This window comes from uncultured Gimesia sp., from assembly GCF_963972345.1.
Classification (GTDB): domain Bacteria; phylum Planctomycetota; class Planctomycetia; order Planctomycetales; family Planctomycetaceae; genus Gimesia.
Window position 1 is genome coordinate 1 of the sequence record NZ_CAXAVM010000116.1, and the last position, 22,441, is coordinate 22,441.

General features: G+C 53.1%; 16 protein-coding genes. 6 read left to right on the plus strand and 10 right to left on the minus strand.

What is annotated here, in order from left to right; genetic code table 11:
- A partial coding sequence (locus AACZ40_RS18275) for an FAD binding domain-containing protein (RefSeq protein ID WP_339675329.1) occupies positions 1–366 on the minus strand: 366 nt, incomplete at its 3' end.
- Positions 367–867: 501 nt separating this feature from the next.
- Here AACZ40_RS18275 and pruA point away from each other — a divergent pair.
- Positions 868–3,882: an L-glutamate gamma-semialdehyde dehydrogenase gene (gene pruA / locus AACZ40_RS18280; protein WP_339675332.1), complete on the plus strand. Its 3,015-nt coding sequence runs from the start codon at positions 868–870 to the stop codon at positions 3,880–3,882.
- A gap of 16 nt (positions 3,883–3,898) precedes the next feature.
- On the opposite strand, the gene AACZ40_RS18285 is transcribed toward pruA, so the two are convergent.
- From AACZ40_RS18285 to AACZ40_RS18315, 7 genes are all read right to left on the minus strand, one after another.
- On the minus strand, positions 3,899–5,863 hold the full coding sequence (locus tag AACZ40_RS18285; RefSeq protein WP_291180255.1) for a hypothetical protein: 1,965 nt from the start codon (positions 5,861–5,863) through the stop codon (positions 3,899–3,901).
- A gap of 46 nt (positions 5,864–5,909) precedes the next feature.
- The gene (dnaB, locus tag AACZ40_RS18290; RefSeq protein WP_339675335.1) at positions 5,910–7,337 is read right to left on the minus strand and encodes a replicative DNA helicase; all 1,428 of its coding nucleotides are present in this window, start codon (positions 7,335–7,337) and stop codon (positions 5,910–5,912) included.
- Between the two features lie 200 nt (positions 7,338–7,537).
- A complete protein-coding gene (gene rplI / locus AACZ40_RS18295) occupies positions 7,538–8,044 on the minus strand; it encodes a 50S ribosomal protein L9 (protein ID WP_291180249.1) in 507 nt (168 codons plus the stop codon).
- Positions 8,045–8,130: 86 nt separating this feature from the next.
- Positions 8,131–8,622 (minus strand): single-stranded DNA-binding protein, encoded by a 492-nt coding sequence (ssb, locus tag AACZ40_RS18300; protein WP_291180246.1) that lies wholly within the window; start codon positions 8,620–8,622, stop codon positions 8,131–8,133.
- Positions 8,623–8,797: 175 nt separating this feature from the next.
- Entirely contained in the window at positions 8,798–9,211 is a 414-nt protein-coding gene (gene rpsF, locus AACZ40_RS18305) for a 30S ribosomal protein S6 (protein ID WP_291180243.1), read from the minus strand.
- A gap of 127 nt (positions 9,212–9,338) precedes the next feature.
- Entirely contained in the window at positions 9,339–9,908 is a 570-nt protein-coding gene (gene pth / locus AACZ40_RS18310; RefSeq protein ID WP_291180240.1) for an aminoacyl-tRNA hydrolase, read from the minus strand.
- 55 nt (positions 9,909–9,963) lie between these two features.
- Entirely contained in the window at positions 9,964–10,596 is a 633-nt protein-coding gene (locus AACZ40_RS18315) for a 50S ribosomal protein L25 (protein ID WP_291180237.1), read from the minus strand.
- Positions 10,597–11,320: 724 nt separating this feature from the next.
- Here AACZ40_RS18315 and AACZ40_RS18320 point away from each other — a divergent pair.
- The 3 genes from AACZ40_RS18320 to AACZ40_RS18330 all read left to right on the plus strand — a co-directional run bounded on the left by AACZ40_RS18320 (position 11,321) and on the right by AACZ40_RS18330 (position 17,189).
- The gene (locus AACZ40_RS18320; protein ID WP_291180234.1) at positions 11,321–16,033 is read left to right on the plus strand and encodes a PQQ-binding-like beta-propeller repeat protein; all 4,713 of its coding nucleotides are present in this window, start codon (positions 11,321–11,323) and stop codon (positions 16,031–16,033) included.
- Positions 16,034–16,116: 83 nt separating this feature from the next.
- On the plus strand, positions 16,117–16,569 hold the full coding sequence (locus tag AACZ40_RS18325; RefSeq protein WP_291180231.1) for a hypothetical protein: 453 nt from the start codon (positions 16,117–16,119) through the stop codon (positions 16,567–16,569).
- 182 nt (positions 16,570–16,751) lie between these two features.
- Positions 16,752–17,189, plus strand: a complete 438-nt coding sequence (locus tag AACZ40_RS18330) for a hypothetical protein (protein ID WP_291180228.1) — start codon at positions 16,752–16,754, stop codon at positions 17,187–17,189.
- Between the two features lie 129 nt (positions 17,190–17,318).
- Here the strand turns inward: AACZ40_RS18330 and argJ are convergent, their stop codons facing one another.
- Both argJ and argC read right to left on the minus strand, forming a co-directional pair.
- Entirely contained in the window at positions 17,319–18,518 is a 1,200-nt protein-coding gene (argJ, locus tag AACZ40_RS18335) for a bifunctional glutamate N-acetyltransferase/amino-acid acetyltransferase ArgJ (protein ID WP_291180224.1), read from the minus strand.
- A 27-nt stretch (positions 18,519–18,545) separates the two neighbouring features.
- On the minus strand, positions 18,546–19,559 hold the full coding sequence (gene argC, locus AACZ40_RS18340; RefSeq protein WP_291180222.1) for an N-acetyl-gamma-glutamyl-phosphate reductase: 1,014 nt from the start codon (positions 19,557–19,559) through the stop codon (positions 18,546–18,548).
- 511 nt (positions 19,560–20,070) lie between these two features.
- On the opposite strand from argC, the gene AACZ40_RS18345 reads away from it, so the two are divergent.
- Both AACZ40_RS18345 and AACZ40_RS18350 read left to right on the plus strand, forming a co-directional pair.
- Complete coding sequence (locus tag AACZ40_RS18345; protein WP_291180219.1) at positions 20,071–21,294, plus strand: hypothetical protein; 1,224 nt, start codon at positions 20,071–20,073, stop codon at positions 21,292–21,294.
- Between the two features lie 87 nt (positions 21,295–21,381).
- The gene (locus AACZ40_RS18350; protein WP_339675343.1) at positions 21,382–22,434 is read left to right on the plus strand and encodes a TIM barrel protein; all 1,053 of its coding nucleotides are present in this window, start codon (positions 21,382–21,384) and stop codon (positions 22,432–22,434) included.
- Positions 22,435–22,441 lie beyond the last annotated feature (7 nt).

The following is a 22,441-nucleotide window of genomic DNA, read 5'->3' on the forward strand; positions in this document are numbered from 1 at the left end:
GTCTGCAGCGGCACCCGCGTTCGCCAGGTTCCCGCCGACGCTGGCCCGGTTCTGAATCTGCATGCCACCGATGATATTACTGCTGTCCGCAATCGCCGTATAGTTTTCGAGTATTCCCGCATGACTGTAGATCTGGTAACAGGGAACTGCAGCTCCCAGACGCAGGCCTGCGTCATTCAGTTCCAGCGCCATGAGTTCCGGGATCTTTTTCAGATCGACAATCAGGTCGGTCGACAACCGACCGGTACGCACATGGTCAATTAAATCGGTTCCCCCCGCGAGCGGGCGGGCATTTCCGTTACTTCTGGCCAGCAGACCGACGGCATCTGCCAGTGAAGTCGGGGCTTCGTATTCAAAGTCACGCATCGCAGGTTCATCCCTCTCCTAATTGTCCTGACCACCAATGATTCAAGGCGAGTCTCTGAGTGGTCATTGAGTGTCACTTTGGCTTCATTATCAGTCACCTGTCAACTAACATCAATGCAACCAAAGAGGAACAGGCAGCCTAATTTCTTAATTTTATAATTTCCTTGAGAATAAAGCCTCTCTCCCGTCTGGCAAGGCCGATTCTCGCTCAACGAAGCAGAAAAGTTCCGATTGCCTGACCCGCAAGACTTACCTCGCCTATGCGGATTTGGTAACCTGCTTGCAGTAAACATCATATAAGAATATTTCGGGCCACAAAGGCCTGTAAGACGAGAGGCCAGCCCCCCAACACTCAAGGGAGTGTTAACGTAAGAGTATTACTGACAGGATGTCGTTAAATCGGGCCTTTCCGCCAGTTAGCTGCCCTGTCCAGTGGTCTCAGATCAACATTAATACCGCGACACAGAAAGTGCAGTCTGCACTCAGAGGCAGGTTATATAAGTGGCACGAAAAAAAGCGACTTCCATCTCGAATCAGAATTTTGAACAGCGAACGCAGGAGCTGGGCGAGCAGATCTGGGGTCTGCTCGAACGCCGCGAACCGACGATGTTCGAAAAACGCTGGTGGGACGATCGAATTCTCTCCTGGGCGATGGCCGACGAGTCCGTCAAAGTGCAGATGTTCCGCTTTGTGGATGTGCTGCCCATGCTCCGCTCTCATGAATCGATCGTCAGGCACCTGCACGAATATTTTGAAGATGTCCGTAAGCATCTCCCCTGGGCGGCCCGTATCGGCCTGGAACTTTCGACACCAAATTCGGTTCTCGGACGTGCCCTCGCCCTGAACGCCCGCTCCAATGCCCGCCGGATGGCCAGCCGCTTTATTGCGGGCTCTTCGGTCGATGAAGTCCACCGCACCGTCGATCGACTCCGCAGTGAGAACTTCACCTTCACATTGGATCTGCTGGGTGAGGCCGTCATCAGTGAAGTGGAAGCCGAAGCTTATCTGCAGTCCTACATTGACCTGATCAGAGGCCTGGCACCGCGTGTCCGCAAATGGTCCGAAAATGTGCAGCTTGACTGGGATAACCAGGGACACCTGCCCCGCACCAATGTTTCGATTAAGCTCTCTGCACTCTGCAGCCAGTTCAAACCCACCGATCCGGTGGGCACAATGGCGGCGGTTCAACCTCGGTTGCGAAAACTGCTGCGATATGCCATGAAGTACGATGCCTATCTGCACGTCGACATGGAACAGAATTCCTATAAGCCACTCACGCTGGAGATCTTCAAGCAGACGCTGATGGAAAGCGAATTCCGCGACTTTGACAACGTCGGCATTGTGATCCAGGCTTACCAGCCCCAGGCGGAAGCCGACCTGCTGGATCTCTTGAAATGGGTAAAAAAACGCAAGACCCCCGTCTGGGTTCGTCTTGTCAAAGGCGCTTACTGGGATTACGAAACGATCGTCTCGCAGTACCGTAACTGGCCGATCCCCGTCTTCCAGGAAAAATGGGAGTCGGATGCGAACTTCGAGAAACTGACGCTGACCCTGCTGCAGAACTTCGAGTGGCTCAAACCCGCGTTTGGCAGTCACAACATGCGCAGCCTGGCATACGCGATCGCCGTCGCACACGAACTGGATGTCCCCCCTTCGGCGTATGAGATTCAAATGCTGTACGGGATGGGCAAAGAACAGGCGCAGGTCTTTGCGGAGATGGGCCATCGGGTCCGCATCTATACGCCGTTCGGCGAACTGATTCCCGGCATGGCTTATCTCGTCCGCCGCCTGCTGGAAAATACTTCTAACGACTCATTCCTTCGACAAAGCTTTAGCGAGCACGTCAACCTGGAGACCTTGATGATGAACCCGTCCGATCACGCCAGCAAATCCAAACGGAAAAAAGCGTCCGCAGAAGAAAAGCATTTCCAGAACGAACCACTGACCGATTTCAGTCTGGAAGAATCACGCCAGAAAATGCGTGAAGCACTTGAAGCCGTCGAAGACCAGTTCGGTAAGGAGTATCCACTGCTGATCAACGGACGGGCCATTGATACCAAAGCTACGCTCACCTCACGCAATCCTTCGCATCTCTCGGAATCACTGGGAACCATCTCATCCGCTTCCGCCGACGATGCGATTGACGCCATCGACGCCGCCCGCCGCGCATTCCCCGGCTGGTCTAAGACCGAGCCCGAGTACCGCGCCGAATACCTGGAACTGATCGCAGCCAACATGCGGCGCAAGCGTTTTGAGCTGGCAGCCTGGATTGTTTATGAATGTGGTAAACCCTGGGAAGAAGCAGATGGCGACGTGGTCGAAGCGATCGACTTCTGCATGTACTACGCCGACCAGATGCGTAAGCTGGCAAACCCTCAGCATTGTGACGTGCCCGGCGAAGAAAACGTTTACTTCTATCGCCCCCGGGGAACTGTCGCCGTCATCGCTCCCTGGAACTTCCCTCTGGCGATTCTGACAGGCATGACTGCCGCCGCCCTGGTGACGGGAAATACGGTCGTCATGAAGCCCGCCGAACAGTCGTCTGTGGTCGCTGCCAAGCTGATGGACCTGATTCACGAATCCGGTATCCCCGATGGCGTTGTCAATTTTCTGCCCGGGATCGGCGAAGAAGTCGGCCCCGAACTGGTCGGCAGCCCGGATGTCGAGATGATCACTTTCACCGGCTCACGTGATGTGGGTCTCGCGATCAATGAATCGGCTTCCAATACCGACATTCGTCAGAAAATGGTCAAACGGGTTGTCGCAGAAATGGGTGGCAAAAATGCCATCATAGTCGATGATGACGCCGACCTTGACGAAGCCGTGCTGGGCGTGATTCATTCTGCCTTCAACTACGCCGGCCAGAAATGCTCGGCCTGTTCGCGGGTGATTGTACTCGAATCCATTCACGACACATTCGTCAGCCGTCTGGTCGAAGCCACCCGGAGCCTGAAGATCGGCCCCGCAGAAGATCCCGGCACCATCGTCGGACCTGTCATTGATCAGGAGGCCCGACAGCGAATTCTGGAATACATCGAAATCGGCAAAGAAGAAGCCACGCTCGCGCTGGCCTGCGATACCTCGGAACTGGACGAAGAAGGCTACTATGTCGGCCCGCATATCTTCACCGATGTCGACCCCACCTGCCAGATCGCCCAGGAAGAAATCTTCGGCCCCGTGCTGGCGGTCATGAAAGCTGATGACTTTGAGGAAGCGATTACCATCGCCAATGATACACCCTATGCCCTCACTGCCGGTATTTACAGTCGCAGCCCGGCTCACCTGCAGAAAGCCCGCATGGAACTGATGGCAGGCAACATCTACCTGAATCGCAATATCACCGGCGCCATGGTCGAACGCCACCCGTTCGGCGGCTTCAAAATGTCAGGCATGGGCAGCAAAACCGGCGGACCCGATTACCTGCTGCAGTTCCTGGTTCCCGTTAACGTCACCGAAAATACCATGCGTCGCGGCTTTGCGCCTACCGCAGTTGGTGAAGACGACGAAGAAGATTAAAAACTGGCAAACTGAGTTAATTTTTACCCGGAGGTTCCACTGGCAGATATTTTTTGAACTCCTGCAGGTGGTCTCCTTTTTCGATCAATTCCGGCGTCAGCAGGCCTGCAAAATAGATGGGCAGCGCGGGCTGCTCCTGCAGCTTATGGATCATCCACTTCAGACCGGCAGTTCCCCGTACGAGCACCATGACGCTGACTTCTCCCTTCTCTTCCCGAAATTTTTTCGTAAGGAGATGCGGGGAGTCACCCAGCCTTTGCGAAATGTATTGCTTTGAAGCCGGTATCGTGCTCGTCGATTCACAGCCGAACATGACAAGATACACGCCCCGCGAGCTAAACTCTTTCGCATTCGGTGGATCTTCGCCTGTCAGCTGTTTGTACGCACTGTCAGCCTGTTGCAGCGCCACATCGGACAGCTTCGCATGTTCGCTTAACGCTTCTGCAAACAGGGTCGACAAGTAGTATTTATCATCTTCATGATCGCGTACGCTCCACAATATTCGCGACCGCATGTTTCGATTGGTAGTATCATCGAACGGCGGAGCCATATAGACATCAAAGAGGGCCCGCAAAACATTACTGGTCTTATCAGTTCCCAGCCCAAACCCAAAATAGAGGGCAGCTTTCCGCACATCTTCGGGACCTTTCGGATCAAGCGCCTGATAGAAGATTTCAGTCAGACGGGGATCACGGGGCCAACCCAGTGCACCGGAAATCCACCCGAACATCGTATTCGGCGAAGAGGAATGACGAAGTCCGCGTCGAAACGCTTCCAGCAATTCGCGATCAGATAGTTCCAGCTTTCCCCGATTTTCAAACAACTCATCCAGTTTCCTGCCCGCCTGCACATCATCTGCAAAGTAAGACTGATAATCGGGAGCCACAAATTCTGGTGCCCGATAAGCGTAGGTTTCGTCTGCAGGGGGACGCGTGTAAGCAGGCAACCTGCTGGCAGGAGCCCCTTCCGGCAGAAAACGCGCAAACTCCTGAAGTCGCCGCTCCTGCAGCACCCGTGCTGAAAACAGTTCGTTGAAATCAAGTTCCGTATAATTCCGTTTTTCAAGATAATCCACCAGCAGCTGCCGTGCCTTCAACCCCTTCAGCAGGACCACTGCCGTCTCCTGCCCCTCATTAACGCGGGTCACAAATTCCAGCAACATCTCCTCCTGACCACGCAACGGTTTTGCGACCATTTCTCGTAGAATCTCCGCGGCCCGGGGATGCGTGGCAGAAACATCACTCCGATGAAAGACGATCACCCACAAACCCACATCATTAAAACGACTCACCTCCGGCGGGTCTGCTTTGAAGACAGCCTGGTAAGTTTCCAGCGCCGCCCCGATCGTGGAATCATTCAACCGTTGATAATCACTCAACAGTCCGAGCAGCAACTTCCGCGTCTGCTCTTTGTCGCCATAAGTCTGCATGCCCCAGGCGATCCGCTGCTGCATCTGCGCATCGAGTGACGGGTATTTGTCCATCAACATCCGCACCAGATTGGCCGAACGATTCGACACCACTGTCGGGCCATGGTACATCGCGTAATGCGCCACTCCGCTATCATCGCTGGCACTCGCGTGATACATGAGTTCGATCGCGCGAGGATCCTGCTGCTTCCGGTTCCAGATGTACTGATTTCCCACCTGGCCTAACAGTGTCGTACGATGCTTCGTACAATGCCGCAAACCGCGTCGAATCAAAGCCAGACGCGCATCAATGCCCGTCACCTGTAATTTGCCTTCCAGCAGTAGATCGAGCTGTTTGCCGCCTTCTATGTCGTCCGGGAAAAAAGAATCAAAATCCGGAGGCACATAACGATCGGTGCGGTTCCAGGCGAAAGGGGATTCAATTGTGAAGGGAACCGCGTCATCGGCAGGAATATCAGCGGCGAACAACGGGTGAGTCGCCAGAGAACAAAGCGTCAGCATCGCCAGCAGCAGCAACACACCTTGGGACTTCAATTCAGAGGTCAGTCTCATCACACGCCCCCTCACGTAAAAGTCAGCCGATTCAGGCAGGCAGGCTTTAACCGAAGCCGCCTCCCCCGCCATCACCCATGTAACCCCCTTCGGGGACATTCAGGTTGGCATAGTTGGCAAATCGCATTGATGATGCCATCCAGGTCAGATTGATAATTCCGGTCGGGCCACTACGGTGCTTGGCCACAATGACTTCCGCCAGACCCGGGTTATCTTCCGGATCGTATTTATCAGGACGATGCAGAAACATGATCAGGTCGGCATCCTGTTCGATGGCACCACTCTCTCGCAGGTCGGCCAGTCGCGGGCGTTTGTCATCCCGCAGTTCGACACCGCGGTTCAACTGGGCCAGCGCGATGATCGGGATATTCAATTCTTTACACAGGCCTTTCAGGCGGCGTGTGATCTGTGCAATCTGCTGCTCACGAGGCATCGTTTTGTCTTCCGGTTCGATCAGCTGCAGATAGTCAATAATGATCAGCCCCAGGTTACTGAGCCGCTTTAATCGTCGGCAGATCGCACTGATCTCCTGAATGGTCCGCCCCGGTTTGTCATCAATAAACAGAGGCATCTCGCTGAGTTCCGAAGAGGCTTCAATCAGTCGGTGGCGCTCGTCGTCTTCCAGATCGCCGGCCCGCAGTGAGTGACCATTGACGCCGGAACGAATACAGAGCAGACGCTCGGCCAACTCCAGCTTGGACTGTTCCAGGCTGAATCCAATCGTAGCCGTCCCGCCTTCATCGGCGGCCGCTTCGGCGAAGTTACAGACCAGCGCCGTTTTACCCATCGAGGGACGAGCCGCCAGGATGATCAGTTCCGATGGCTGAAAACCATTGATCTGTGTATCCAGATCCAGAAAGCCCGAGGTCAGCCCGGTCAGCATGCCCTCTTTCTGGGAGCGTTCATGAATCCGATCGAAGGCATCCATCAGGATGTCCCGGATTTCGATTTTATCCCCTTCTCCCTGCTGTTCCAGAATACTGAAGATGCTCTGCTCGGCTTTATTCAACACGTCCAGTGTGTCACCCTGCGGCGCATAACTTTCACGGATGATTTCGGTGCAGGAATGAATCAGGGTGCGTTGTACCGATTTATCTCGGACAATTTTCGCATAATACTCGGCGTGTGCAGCATGGGGTACACTTTCCAGAACCTCATGCAGATACAGCACTCCGCCGGCTTCTTCCAGTTCACCTTTGGAATCCAGTTCTTCCGCCACCGTCACCGCATCAATGCCGCGCACGCCGGAATCGTGCAAGCGGAGAATCGCGGAAAAAATACGGGTGTTTTTGTCACTGTAGAAATGGTTGGTTTTGACTATCTGTACCAGATCATCAATCACCACGTTATCCAGCAGAATCCCGCCAAGCACCGCTTTTTCCGCATCCAGGTTCTGCGGGGGAACCTTGCCGAACAGCTCTTCGACGGATTCCTGTTTCGGGCGGCGAAAATTTCCTTTACCGGCAACTGACATAACCATCCCCTGGTTCTGTAGGCAATAGAAGTGAGTTCTCTCTGCAGCTCGCTGGCCTTTTCAGAGCAAAGCCTCTCCGATGCGAATCAGTTCGCACTGCAGGAGCAATCATATAAAACGGAAAGAGGCCCGGCAATATACCGGACCTCTCTCTTATTCGGGAAACCTGATGTGGTAAATTGATACTTACCAGGCTGCGTTCAGCTTTTTTCTGCAGTCGGTACAACCCAGACTTTGACTTCCGTTTTTACCTTTTCATGCAGCTGCATTTTCACGGTGTACATCCCCAGTTCTTTCAGGGGGCCTTCCAGGCGAATGCTGTCTGCATCGATATCAAAGCCATTCTCTTTCAGAGACTTGCTGATATCAACGGCAACGATTGAACCGTAAAGATGACCATCTTCGTTGGCATTGGCTTCCATCGTCACGGAGTGCTTGCTCAACTTGTCGGCCAGATTCTTCAAAGACTTCAGACGGTCTTTTTCCAGCTCGGCCATCCGCTTCTGATGCTGGACGACCATCCATTTATTGTGATCAGTGGCAATCGTGGCCAGGCCATAAGGCAACAGGAAGTTACGGGCATAGCCAGGCTTGACCCGGACAATATCACCCTGCTCACCAAGGCTATCCACTTTTTCTGCCAGCAAAACTTCGATAGATGACTTAGTACTACCGACGACAGCGGAGCTACGTTGTTTACGAACCATTATCAATCACTTCCGTAATTTTGTATTATACAATCGTTTTAAAAATACTGTTACCTGTGTGTCATCCAGCAGCAATTGCGCCTCGATTAGAAGGGCACATCATCATCAGGAATCCCACCAGGAGTGTCATCATAAAAAGAATCTGCCGGATTCGAACCACCGCTCTGCGAAGGAGCATTTCCGCGTGAGGCATATCCGCCGCCCCCACCCGATGGTGCACCACCGCCGCCGCCCGATTCACCTTTGCCGCCCAGCATGGTCATGTTTTCGCCGACCACTTTGAGCTTGCTGCGTTTCTGTCCGGACTCTTTATCATCCCACTGATCCAGTTGCAGCCGACCTTCAATCAGAACCGAACGTCCTTTGGTCAGATACTCACTGGCAACTTCGGCCGTTCGCCCCCATAACGTCACATCAATGAAGGTGGTTTCTTCCTTGCGGGAATTGGAGTTCTTGTCAAACCAGCTGCGATTCACCGCGAGGCCAAGTTCAGCGACCGCACTCCCACCCGGTGTATAGCGCACCTGTGGGTCACGTGTCAAATTGCCTACCAGTATGACTTTATTAAAACTGGCCATAGTTGGCCTCCCTGGGGTTGAATGTTATAAACGGGAACATTCCAGAAGTACTATTTCTGAATCACCGAACCGGCGATGAGCCACTAGAGCGTATCACATTTAACCATCGAGTCTCTCAATCTACTATACGCGGCTCAAATGGCCCTGGAGACGCTACAGTCAAACTGGACACAGTCTAGTCTTCATCATCGTCGATGGCATCGTAATCAGGACCATCATCGTCTGCCTGCCCTTTGACCTCTTCTGCCGGTGCTTCGGGAGCAGAACTGGGGTCGATGGCAGAGACCATCGCATCAAACAGTGTTTGAGGCTGCTTGATTACCATCTGACGAATGACGATGTCACTCAGGTGACAGGCACGGGTAATCAGGTCCATACCACTGCCTGGCATCGTGAAGTAGACGAGATAATGCAGGCCTTTCATGTGGCCTTCGATCTCATAAGCCAGTTTGCCATCCTGCCAGGGGCGGTGTGCCACAATTTCGGCACCAGCCTTCTCGAGGATTTCCATCAGATGAGCAACGGTCCCTTCGTGATCAGCAGCAAATTTGCCGCTGTCCAGCAGGAACATGCCTTCGTAATTTACCATAACTGCTTTATTTTCTGCTACTGACAAGACTTTTCTCCCGGAATAATTTGGCTTACGTGATTCAGCCAGATTGTTGATCCAATTCTCATTTATTTCGTTTTGCCGGTTCCACTAAACCGGGATCTGTTTATTCAGGCGCATTAACCTGGTTCATGGCCATTTCAAGTCCTTCCTGAACCCAGCATTCGATCCCCCTGGCAGCATTGTCGACTGCCGTCGCGATCCGCTCGAATTCCTGTTTCCCCTGAAATCGACCCAGGACATAATCCGCGGCTGAAAATCCGGTAGGAGGTCGACCCACACCCACTCTCAGGCGTGGTACTTCCTGAGTACCCAGCTTCTGAATAATATCCTGTAATCCTTTTTGCCCACCTGCTGAACCAGAGCCCCGCAACCGGAGACGCCCGACAGGCAGATTCATATCATCACAAACGACCATCACATCTGTAGCTGGCAGTTTGAAAAATTGGGCCACAGCAGATACGCTGCGTCCACTTAAATTCATAAACGTTTGCGGGGCCACAAGTAATACTTTTTCGCCACCACAGGAAATCTCTGTAATTTCCGCCTCAAACTGGCTTTTTGATCCGGGTGCCCCGTGCCATTCCGCCAATTGAGTTAACACATCAAACCCGACATTGTGGCGCGTTCGTTCGTATTTCTTACCGGGATTCCCCAGGCCTACGACCACTTTCACAGCGACACCCGCCAGATACTATTTTCTTAACCCATTCTGATCACGCCCGGTGATCTTACTCTTCTGATGCTTCTGCTGTTTCCGATTCTGTTGCTTCTGCTTCTTCTTCTCCTGCCGGCACTACTTCTTCAACACCATGTGACAGCACATGCACGACGACCAGTTCCGGATCATTGTGAATCTTACAGCCACGAGGCACTTCAATATCGCTGACATGAATGGCATCGCCAATTTCCAGTGCATTGATTTTCACGGAAATGTAATCAGGAATACTGTGAGCCAGACAGTCCAGTTCCAGAGCATGCAGTGGCTGCTCCAGGATACCACCTTCTGTCGCACCGGGTGAAGTTCCCCGCAGTCTTACGGGAACATCCAGAGTGACTCGTTCGGAAGCGTTAATTCGCATCAGGTCGACATGCAGAATTTGTGTGCCGAACGTATCCCACTGCAGATCCCGCAGCATGGTTTCTTCGACTTTACCATCAACGTCGATTTCAAATACACGTTCGCGGTTCTTGACCAGATCCTGCAGTTCGCGCTCATCCACACTCAGATGGGCAGGATCCTGACCGTGACCATAGACAACAGCCGGAATCCGACCAGCACGGCGGATATGTCGACTTTCGATCGAGCCTAATTTTTCACGCTTCGTAGCACTGATTTTCTGCAATACAAAATCGTCTGACATTTCCCAACATTCCTCGAGGAGTGATACAACGGCAAACGTCGATCAACTCTTCATTAAAGACTTTTGAATCTATCACCTGACACTATGTCATTAAAATTTACTGTTGATGGTCAACCAGTACCCTGCCTGATCAGTGCTTACTGGCGTGCCCCTTTTATTGATGACTGTCTCTCACCATTTGCAACAGGCAAATGTTTCCCCAGTCACATCAATCAATTGGGCACAGGCTAAAGTCAGACAGGAAAGGCAGTTCCGTCCGAAAAGCACATAAGGTCCAAGGGCAACCCCAGCGATACCACCCGCCTGGGCGGCTGGTATTTCACCAGTTTGCTATAGTTGAAGCGTGCAAAAATAACTTCCCGCGCACAAATCTGCAACCGATTCCCCCCTCTATCTTGCTTGAAAGTTCCAAGACACACTGTTTTTTTTGATTTCCGGAAGTCGATTCTCCCCGTCCGGATCAGACCGACTTTCTTTCCGCCAGAAAAAGTGTACACAAAAACATGACACGAATCAACCAGCCACTCCCGACCGGCAATCAGGAACCCGATCATTCCTTCAGAAGGTGATTCCACCAGATTACATATTGGCTCAAGCAATACAGACTGTAGAATAGAGTGTGACTCAAATGTTCTGGCAGTTTCTGCTATTGTCTCCTCCCGTCATCTGGCGGGTTCGCGAGCCACAGCCTGGGACACAGTCAGACAAACATAAGGTTGAGTGGATGATTTCGAACAGAATAATCAGAACAAACGTTTTTTTCATTATAATCTGCCTGCTCCTGCTCCCGGCCTCTAGACTTTCTGCCGATGAGCCGGATGAAAAACTGGACCCGTTTCAACCCAATGCCGAAAAACAGGCTCCCGCTCAGAATCCGCTGAATCCCCTGAAAAAAATCATTCAGGGCTGGTTTGGCAAACCCCAAGCGGCGGGACAGGCGAACAAACCCGCTGAATCGAAAAGTCCTGACTATTATCGCTTCCCCCAGGATCTGGAACAGGAACGACGTTTTAAAAGCGTACAGCAGTTAATTGACGGAGAACAATGGGAAGCCGCGCGAGAAAAACTGCAACTGATGCTGGAGAACAGCCTGAATCTACCGGTTCACATCGATGGCGAACGTGAACTGATTACGGATCGTGAATTAATCTATGAACTGCTGCACCTCCTGCCGGAAGCAGAGCAGGAGAAATTCACTCGCCAGTATGAAGCCCTTGCCAGAAAACTGTTCTCCGATGCCCTGCAGAATAATGCCCCTCCCGAGACTTATGCAGAGATCGCTACCCGGTTCGCCAGCACCCCCGCCGGCTTTGACTCCATGAACTTCCTGACCTCGTACCATCTTGAGCGAGGGGAATTTGGCCTGGCTTCTCAGTATCTGCAGCGCCTGCTGAAAATGAACGCCCCGATTACCAAATCGCGACAATGGAGGACAAAAGCAGCCTACATCGTAAAGCAGACAGGTCATGAAGAACTGGTCGCCCAACTGCTCAATCCGGATAACGAGTCTACCGAGGGCAATCAACCGATCAAAATCGGTGGTGCCGAAGAAAGCCCGTTAAAATGGCTGCAGAAACAGGAAATCCTGCAAACCACCGCCAATCTGATGCTGACCGAATGGCCGATGCTGTTCGGCTCACCCAACCACGCCGCCCGGGCGCAGGCCGCCGATCCGTTACTGATTTCCCGCTGGTCCTATCCACTTACCTCAAACCATTCCATCCATACACAACTGCAACAGATCCAGGAAGATCTCATCAGTTCGAGTCATGCTACCATTCCCGCTCTGCCTCCCCTGGCCATTGATGGAAAAGTCATCTTCCGCACACTCAAGGGAGTGCAGGTTCTCGATGCCCGCTCAGGAGCCCCACTCTGGGAAGCAGCACTCGAAAACTCACCTGAAACAGCCTATATCAATGCGCAGCTCAAAGGCAGCAAGACCGCCCAGGCCCGAGGCCTGTTTGATGCCGAACAGGAACAACAGTCATTCTCACCTTATAACGGGACCGACCCGGACTCCCACGCTTTAACCAGCCTGCTCTACAGAAATGCCAACTGGGGCAGCCAGAGCAGCGACGGCAAGCACCTGTTCGTACTGGAAAGCATGCGTCTGAACCTGGGCTCATCCGGCTCGACAAGGAATTTCAACCGCCTGCGACAGCGGGGAGGCATTGATGCCGATCTCTGGTCAGCGAACCAGTTGGTAGCGTATGACCTGAAAACCGGCCAGCCTAAATGGAAAGTGGGGGGAACCCGCTTCGATGAATCCTTCGACCTGCCCCTGGCGGGTACTTTTTTCTTTGGTGCGCCCACACCGGCTGATAACGAAATTTACATTATCGGCGAACGGGAACGGGAAATCCGCCTGTATGCGCTGGATCCGGAAACGGGCGCGGAACGCTGGTCTCAACAGATCGGTAACCCGGACCAGGATATTGAACTCGACATGGTGCGCCGCTGGTGGATTGCTCCCGTGGCAATTGACCAGGGCGTCATTATCTGCCCGACGACAATTGGCCTGTTAACCGCCATCGACCGCCTGAATCATTCGATTCTCTGGTCAACCAGATACGAGCCGGCAACCGTCAGTCAAAACAACCAGAGATTTAATCATATCAACCAGACGCCCCGGGAACCCCTCAATCATCGCTGGTGCCCCTCTGCCCCCATCATCAGTGGGAATAAAGTGGTGTATACGCCCCAGGATGATGAAACGCTGGTGTGCCTTGATCTGATTACCGGCTCTCCCTGCTGGACCCGCCGCGCCAAAGAAAGCTCGCTCTACCTGGCAGGAGTGGTAGACGATCTGATTCTGCTGGTCGGTCTGAATGGTGTGCATGCGGTATCACTCACCAATGGAAAAACAGTCTGGAACAAGTCTTTCGATTCCGCGGCGGGTCTCCCTTCCGGTCAGGCAGTCATCGCCGATCAACGTCTGCACGTTCCCCTGCAGAGCGGACAAATCTGGACCTTTGACGTCAAATCAGGAATCATTCTGAACAAGCTGTTCAGCTCCGACTCGAGCCAGCCGCTGGGAAACCTGATTATTTACCAGGGTCAGTTTTTATCACTCAATGCCATGGGGCTGACCAGCTACGAACAGAAACAGACTTTTGAAGCGGAAATTGAGCAGCTCAAACTGCAGGACGCCCGTAATCCGCTGGTGCTGTTTAAAGAGTCAGAACTGCTGATGATGAGTCACAGCTATCCCCAGGCTCTGAAGAAGCTTGAGCAGATTGATTCTGCGCAGCTCCCTGTTTCAAATCGACCTCAGTATCAGGCAATGCTGATTGACTGCCTGACCTCCATCATTCGTTCTGACTTCCAGCAGCATGACGAACTGGTTCCCCGCTTGAAACAACAGGTTGCCTCCGAAACAGAACGCATCGAACTGCAAAGACTGCTTGTGGAACGTGCCGTGGCTCGCAAAGAGTTTTCCATGGCCCTGGAAACCCTGCTCAAACTCGCGGCTGCCCCGGTAGAGACATTCATCAAAACGGGCGCAACAGAGACACAGATTGACTGCTGGATTGCCGGGCAGGCCGGCGATCTCTGGCAACAGGCCACGCCTGCACAACAGGAACAGTATTCCCAACAGATCAGCGCGCGTGCCCGCCTGACTCTCGCGGCAGATACCGAAACCAGAGAACGCTTTCTGCAGCAGTTTGGTTTTCTCGATGCCTCAATTCCGGTGCTGCGGCTGCAAATCAACACCGCGATGCAATCGGGACAGTTCTTTGAAGCAGAACTCTGGTTGACAAAGCTGATGAAACGCAAATCGCCAGAACTGACAGCGGAAGCACTGGCCGGGATGGTACAGCTCTGCATCAAATTCAACCTGGCAGAGGACGCCGCTTATTATATGGATCAACTTTCAGAGCTTGATCCTGACCTGAAGGTAGCTGAGAATCAGACTGCTGCACAATTTCAGGAACAGTATCTTCAGAAGCTGACGACTGACAAACAGCAAACCATTCCCGGAAACTGGCGTCCCCGCAATCTGAAGCTGATTGTAGGAGGTTCGTCGCGAAATTATTCCTCGCGGGAAAATACGCTGGACACCAGTGGTTCCAGTCTGCCGTTTTACCGCTCGCTGATCCTGGCAGTCGAACCCAAAGAAAATCGAATGACGATGGAGCAGCCTGCAGGAAATCAGCAGATGTGGTCGACTCCCCTGCGGTCAACCATTCAGTCCCGCTCATCCAGCTTTAACGAGAGTGATGTGGTCGGCCATAACCTGATTCTGCAACATCGAGACATGCTGCACTTCTTTGACCTGGTCGATCGTAAACTGATCTGGAGCCAGAAGCTCGAGAAGGAACAGGCAAACCGCTATTACTCCAGTTCCTATCGACTGACGCCCGCGCAACTGGGAAATGAAGCCACTCTTGTGCATCGGCACCATCCTTCCATCGCCGTTCGCAGGATCGGAATGATCGCCGCTGCCAACGCAGATTACACCTGTTACTACAGTCGTCGGCAGATCATCCTGATCGATACCCGCACCGGGAAAGTGCGCTGGACCCACGAAAATGTTGACAAAGAGACCCGCGTGCTGGGCGACGATCGCATGATCTACCTGGTCACCCGGGATCGGACGACGAAAAAGATCCTGCGTGTCAGTGATGGCCGACTGGTGGAGATCGGAGAAACCGGTCAGTATCTGGAAAATGCGATTTACCAGGGTGAATCCGCGTTTGTTGCCATCTCGTCCCCGGAAGATGCCAAACTGCCTGGCTTGACCGCCGGCGTCAGTTCCCTCTTCAGTTTTCACCCCCAGTCTAAAGAATTGAACTGGAAACTCGATTTTCCCCGCGACTCCCAGTTCGGCCTGTTCAGCCACCATTACCTGTCAGCATTAAGTCCTAAGGGAGAACTGTCGATCGTTGATCTTAGAACGGGGAAACGCTCTGAGCTGGAAAACATCCCGCGGGCGGAACTGAAAGATCGTCAGAACTTCTACCTGGTAGCAGATCACGAACACATTTATTTTGCCGCTCATCTGCCTTCGCCCAATTCGATTTCAGTGAATATCCCCTCAGTCCCCGTCAACGGGATGCTCTACACTTTCAATCGCCAGACCGGGAAACGGCTCTGGAGTCAGGAAATCGACAAACAGCATCTGGTCCTCGACCAGCAGAATCTGCTGCCGTTTGTCCTGCTGGTGTCGCGAGATTACAAACGCATGGGAAATCGCTCTACCAGCATCATCCATCTCCAGGCGGTCGACAAACAGTCGGGAGACAGCCTGCTCTCCTGGCAGGCGCCGATTGACAATATCAAAGATCTGAATGTCGATTATGCGGAGAAAATGGTGGAAATTCTGACTTATAATGCAAGAATTCGCCTGTACGATGCCGATGAACTGGCAATCCGGGACCAGCAGCAGGCAGCGCCTCAGCCACCACCTGAACAACAGGCGACTGAAAAGAATTAAATTTCTGCTTGCGAAATAACCCACATCAAAATACAATGAGGGCGTTTCGCATCGGTATTTTCGTCAAACTGAAGAAAGCGTCCATGTACCGTTTCTTAGTTCTGATTCTGACTGCTTGCCTGGTTTTACCAGCCGCCCCCGTTTCGGGTTGCGAATGCAGTCAGCAGCAGACCAGCCAGGCCCAAGGCTGCTGCTGCAGCAAATCAGCCACTGATAAGCAGGTCCCGACAAAATCCTGCTGCTGCCGGACTTCCCACAAAACGGAAAAACAGTCTGAGTCGAATCACAAACAGACTCAATGTCAGAAACCGGATTGCCACTGTCAGCAGACGTTTTCCCAAACAGCAACAACCATCTCTGTAAAAGCAGTCGAGCTAGAGCAGCAGTTACGCAGTCAATTCGAATCGATCGACCTGACTTCTCAGCTCACTCACTCTGTTCGCCCCGCCGCCTCACGCCATTTTGAGCGGCGTCCCCCTGAAATTTCTTACTCCTCAGGGGAGTTTTGCGCGCACTTCTGCCTCTGGTTAATCTAGTTTTCCATCCAAAACCGGATTGACCAGCGCCGTTCTCAAGCAGCAGACGCTCTTGTCTGACGCTTGCGCTTTCCCCTGCCAAAACTGAATCACGCAGCGGAGAATCGGAACGGAACCTGCTTTCGTATATGTGCTATACAATCTTGTAACAATGACTTTTTTTAACTTTCAAGGAGAAACCCATGCGTCAAGTATTATCTATCGCTGCTTTAGTTGCAGTCGCTGCATTTGTTGGTCAGAGCTTTGCTGCTGAAGAAGGCAAAGCAATTTGCCCCGTTGCCGGCAAACCTGCCAACCCGGCACAGACTGTCGACTACAAAGGCGGAACCGTCAGCCTCTGCTGTGGCAAATGCAAAGCTGCTTTCACAGCCAACCCCAAAAAGTTTGCTGCCAAAGCCAACCTGCAGCTGGTTGCCACCAAGCAGGCCAAGCAGGTCAACTGCCCCTTCGCCGGTAAACCAGTCAATCCTGCTCAGTCTGTAACTGTTGCTGGTACAGAAGTAAAATTCTGCTGTGGAAACTGCAAAGGCAAAGCAGCGAAAGCCGAAGGCGATGAACAGATCAAACTGATCTTCAACGACAAAGCCTTCGAAAAAGGATTCAAAGTCACTGAAAAGTAATCTCTTTCCAGTCGACTGAATTGAGTTTTCCCTCAGCATCCATTTGCGGGCCAGCATGCTGAGGATAAAACGGGAGCGGGAGTTTTTAAGAAAACTCCCGCTCTTTTTTATTGTCTGAAACGAACTCGATCAGGTTGTGTATTCCGAATTCAGTCGCACATATTCCTGCGTCAGATCGCTGGTCCAGAATACAACCTGCTCCTCTCCAAACGGCAGTTGAACCTGAATCAGCACATCCCGGTTCTGCCTGATCCCATCCGAGATCGCCTGTTCGTTATAATCTGCGGGCCTGCCATCTTCATAAATCAGCGTTCCGTTGATATGCAGCACGATGTCCCGCTCAGTCAGTTTCACACTGGTGCGTCCCGTGGCAGAGACAATCCGCCCCCAGTTAGGATCGGAGCCTGCGATTGCCGTTTTCACCAGCGCATCATTGGCAATCGTGCGGGCAATTTCCATCGCGTCAGCACGTGCTGCTGCACCGGAAACCTCTACGGTCACAAAATGATCGGCCCCCTCCGCATCCCTGATAATTGCCTGCCCCAGTTCCATCGCCACTTCATCCAGTGCAGTCTGTAACTCTCCCCGTTCCGCATCCGACAACGGCTTCGATCCCGCAGCACCGTTGGCCAGCAGTATGACGGTATCACTGGTACTCGTATGGCCTTCTACGGAAACACAGTTAAAACTGCGATCGACGGCGTGTCTTAACATCTGGTCGGCCTGAGCCGCATCCAGGGGCGCATCTGTCATGATCACCGATAACATGGTCGCCATGTTGGGGGCAATCATCGCCGCCCCTTTCGCAACGCCACTCACCCGGATCTCCTGACCGCCGACGTTAATCAGCCGCGTCGCCTGCTTGGGAACCGTATCGGTCGTCATCATTCCCCGGGCTGCATTCAGAAAGGATTCGGAGTCAGCGCCCAACTGTTGAATCGCTGCGGGAATCCCGGCTTCAATCGGAGTGCGAGGCAGAAACCGGCCGATGATCCCTGTTGAACAGACCAGGACATCTTCCGCAGCAACATTCAAACCTGTAGAGACCAGCCCGGTCATCCACTTGGCATCTTCGATTCCCTGCTCCCCGGTACAGGCATTCGCATTGCCCGAGTTGATTACAACCGCTCGCAGGGAATCGCCGGGCACCCGTTCGCGGGAGACTTTCACCGGGGCACCACACACCTGATTTTTCGTGAATACGCCAGCACCGGCGCACGGCACATCTGAGACAAACAGCGATAAATCAAAGGTCGTTTTTTTTTCTTTGATGCCACAGGCCAGACCCGCGGAACGAAATCCCCGGGGTAATATCATGTCAGCAGTCAACTGCTTCTCCTCGCGATAATAATAGTTTCAGACGATCAGGCCCGTGGTTTCCGGGTACCCGGCCATCAGATTGAAATTCTGGACGGCAACACCGGCTGCCCCCTTGATCAAATTATCGGTGGCGGAGAACACAATCAATTGATCGCCGGCAAATTGCACCGAAATATCACAGTAATTGGTCCCCGATACATTTTTCGTCGCCGGAATCGCATCAATAATTCGAACGAACGGCTTGCCTTCATAGAAAGACCGATAGACGTCCAGCAGTTCTTCGCGGCTGACAGCTTTCGTCAGACGGGGATACATGGTCGCCAGAATCCCCCGGTTCATCGGCGTCAGGTGAGGCGTGAAAGTCACCTTGACTTCTTTCCCTCCCACGGTGGTCAGCACTTCTTCGATTTCGGGAGTATGGCGATGGGTGCCCACCCCATAAGCGGTAATACTCTCATTACACTCCGGATAGAGGGTTCCCAGTTTGGGATTCCGGCCCGCACCGCTCACACCACTCTTGGCGTCAATGATAATGCCCGTCGGTTCAATCAGGCCGGCCGCCATCAGTGGCGCCAGTCCCAGAATCGCTGTACTCGTGTAACAGCCGGGATTGGCAATCAGGTCGGCATCCGGAATCTTATCCGCCCACAATTCGGGCAGACCATACACGGTACTTCCCAGCCGGGTAGGGTCGATATGCACGTGGTGATACCATTTTTCATAGACGGCAGGATCGCTCAGTCGATAGTCGGCACTCAAATCCACGACCCGGCAGCCTTCTGCCAGCAGATCGGGAATGACTTCCATGCTGGCCACATGCGGGAGCGCACAGAAGACGAAATCAGAACGTGCGGCGATCTCGGCTGGCGTCAATGCTTCGCAGCACAGATCCAGGCGACCGGTCAGGCAGGGATGAATCTCGCTGATGTGCGGCGATTCTTCAGAACGAGAAGTGAGCGCCACGATTTCGACGTCCGGATTTCGCAACAGAATTTTAATGAGTTCCAGAGCCGCATAACCGGTGGCTCCCATGATGGCAACTTTTGTCATTGTTAACTGGTCCGACTAATTTTTGCTGCAGAACCGACTGCGGATCGACTCCTGCCAATAAAGATTCAAAACGTACATTCTAGGCCTGATGACGAAGACGACAAGTAACTGCGCAGAAAGGATCGCCCGCTTTATCCAGATTCTGTTCCGGCAACACTGATAAAACATCAGATCACCAAAAACAATTCAGATCCACCTGCTGAACTGACGAACTGCTTCCGTCTGTGTCAGCCCCCTGATTTTATAATGGTTGTTTAGAATCAACAAAGTCAACTCCCACACCGAGTTTGACTGTGATTCTTTCAAATTCAGGGGCAAAATCAATTCGGTTTCCTTTTCAAAAACGAGTCGACACATCACAATAAAATCATTGATTCAGGTCGTTTTTTCGACAGCCATTCAATTTGCCTGTGTTCCAGGGCCCTTAACAGGATGATGCTTTCGGTGAGGTCGTCATCAGGGTAACCAGCGGACATGCGCCAGTTCAACACGGAATAAAGAAGAGGAAAGAATGTCTAACGTTGCCAAATTAGCCGCCGATGCGCTGTCTGAAGGTGGTGGAATTTTTCGTTTGTCTCCCACATGGGTTCCCCGCTCATTTCTGCAGCCTGGTCGCCGCCTGAAACTGCATCCCAATGACTACTATGCATTAGGGACCCACCGCGGGGGGATTGATGAACGCTGGTTTGGCTCCACAACCGTCGCCGCCAACGAAGGCGCGCCCGATGACGAAGGCTTAAGCTACTGTGTTTTCGGCGGAGAGAAATTCACCCTGCGTGACGCCATCAGCGAACTCGGCGCTGAGATCATCGGCGATGCCATCTGGGGCAAATACAACCGCTGGCCCGTCTACTCCAAGTTCTTCGATAATATGGGACCGATTCCTCACCACATGCACCAGAACGCCGAACAGGCTGCGAAAGTCGGTCAGGAAGGAAAACCCGAATCTTATTACTTCCCTCCCCAGATGAACGCCATCGGCAATAATTTCCCCTACACGTTCATGGGACTGGAACCCGGTACCACCAGACAGGATGTGATTGACTGCCTCGACCGCTGGAATGACGGCGATAACGGCATCCTCGATCTCTCCAAGGCCTACCGCCTCAAACCGGGGACCGGTTGGCTGATCCCTCCCTGCGTTTTACATGCTCCCGGAAGTCTCGTGACTTACGAACCTCAGTGGGGCAGCGACGTGTTCGGCATGTACCAGTCAATGGTTGAAGGCCGTGCGGTTCCCCGCTCGCTGCTGACCAAAGACTTCCCCGAAGACAAACACGACAATAATGAATATCTCGTCGATGCCCTCGACTGGGAAGCCAACGTCGATCCGAACTTCAAGGATAACAATTACCTCGAGCCCATCGCGATTGGCGATACCGCCGCCGATGGTTATGTCGATCGCTGGATCGTGTATGGTAAGGTCAAAGGCGAACAGCTCTTCACCGCCAAGGAACTGACCGTTGATCCCGGCACAAAAGTCACCATCAAGGACACCGGCGCTTACAGTTGGATCACAGTCCAGGGTGAAGGCACCATCGGGAATCTGCGTCTGCAGACGCCCGCCATGATCCGCTTCGGCGAAATGACTGAAGACGAAGTCTTCGTGACGGAAAAAGCCGCCCAGGAAGGTGTCACGATTGAGAACACCGGCAGTGAGCCTCTGGTCTCACTCCGCTACTTCGGTCCCGATGCCTGCCCGAGTGCACCCAACATCGGTGACTATCGTAAATAAAACCGATCCCTCACACAGGAACTGCCCGAACTCTCGGGCAGTTTTCTTTTTGATCTTGCAAATCCTGCTAACATGAAGGACCGTCTCATGAGTGATAACGCAGCTAACACCTTACCCAAACTTCATAATGCAGCCTGGCCGGGTGTAGTCGGGAAAGGCCCTGACTCCGAACCCCCCATCGACCTGGATACCATGCTCGACCTGACTGCCGCCGCGGAAGTCGATGGCATCAAGTTTGACGGGACGGACCTCTTCCTGTTCGACCCTCATGTGAGCATCGATTCCACAGATGACGATTTGAAACAACTGGCCGAAAAAGTCCAGAGCCGCAACCTGGTGATTGGTTCGGTCGTAGCACCGGTCTGGCCTCCCACCGGGGGTGGCTCGGCCATGGGAAGCGAAGAAGAACTAGGCCAGTTTCTCGAACAGGTCCTCAAAGGCTGTAACATCGCCCGGAAATTGCGTGAACTGGGTGTGCGTCCTTACGGCGTCGTGCGACTCGACTCTGCAGCCGGCGTGAGCGACTGGGTCGGTGATCCCGAAGGCAACCAGGCCAAAATCGCTGAGACCTTCAAACAGGCCGCCGACATCGCCGCCGAGCAGGGCGAACGGCTCGCTGCGGAAGGTGAAATCTGCTGGGGCGGCATGCACAGCTGGAAACGTATGGTGCAACTGCTGGAACTGGTCGATCGCCCCGACACGCTCGGCTTTCAGGCAGACATGTCGCACACCCTGCTCTACCTGATGGGGTATAACGCCCCTGAAGATCGTCTGCTCCCCGAAAACTTCGACTGGAGTGATGAAGCGACCTTCGATGCCGCGTATAAAACCCTGACCGATGCCCTGCGTCCCTGGACGATCGATTTCCACGTCGCCCAGAATGATGGCACGGTACACGGCACCGGTTCGCACGATAAAACCGGCCGCCACTGTCTGCCGAAAGATCCGAATGGAAAACTCGATATCGTCAAACGGGCCGGCTACTGGCTCAAGGATGAAAGTGGCAACCCCACGAAGAAATTCGAGCACATCTGCTGGGATGGCTGCATGTTCTCGAACGAAATCATGATGAGCCCGCAGACCTGGAATGACATTCTGGAAGCCATGATTAACGTCAGAAAAGCCCACGGCTGGGCCTGATCCTGCT

Coding starts and splice junctions, on each gene's coding strand:
- AACZ40_RS18285 (WP_291180255.1), bottom strand. CDS start 5,863: ATGAGACTGACCTCTGAATTGAAGTCCCAAGGTGTGTTGCTGCTGCTG.
- dnaB (WP_339675335.1), bottom strand. CDS start 7,337: ATGTCAGTTGCCGGTAAAGGAAATTTTCGCCGCCCGAAACAGGAATCC.
- rplI (WP_291180249.1), bottom strand. CDS start 8,044: ATGGTTCGTAAACAACGTAGCTCCGCTGTCGTCGGTAGTACTAAGTCA.
- ssb (WP_291180246.1), bottom strand. CDS start 8,622: ATGGCCAGTTTTAATAAAGTCATACTGGTAGGCAATTTGACACGTGAC.
- rpsF (WP_291180243.1), bottom strand. CDS start 9,211: ATGGTAAATTACGAAGGCATGTTCCTGCTGGACAGCGGCAAATTTGCT.
- AACZ40_RS18315 (WP_291180237.1), bottom strand. CDS start 10,596: ATGTCAGACGATTTTGTATTGCAGAAAATCAGTGCTACGAAGCGTGAA.
- AACZ40_RS18320 (WP_291180234.1), top strand. CDS start 11,321: ATGATTTCGAACAGAATAATCAGAACAAACGTTTTTTTCATTATAATC.
- AACZ40_RS18325 (WP_291180231.1), top strand. CDS start 16,117: ATGTACCGTTTCTTAGTTCTGATTCTGACTGCTTGCCTGGTTTTACCA.
- AACZ40_RS18330 (WP_291180228.1), top strand. CDS start 16,752: ATGCGTCAAGTATTATCTATCGCTGCTTTAGTTGCAGTCGCTGCATTT.
- argC (WP_291180222.1), bottom strand. CDS start 19,559: ATGACAAAAGTTGCCATCATGGGAGCCACCGGTTATGCGGCTCTGGAA.
- AACZ40_RS18345 (WP_291180219.1), top strand. CDS start 20,071: ATGTCTAACGTTGCCAAATTAGCCGCCGATGCGCTGTCTGAAGGTGGT.
- AACZ40_RS18350 (WP_339675343.1), top strand. CDS start 21,382: ATGAGTGATAACGCAGCTAACACCTTACCCAAACTTCATAATGCAGCC.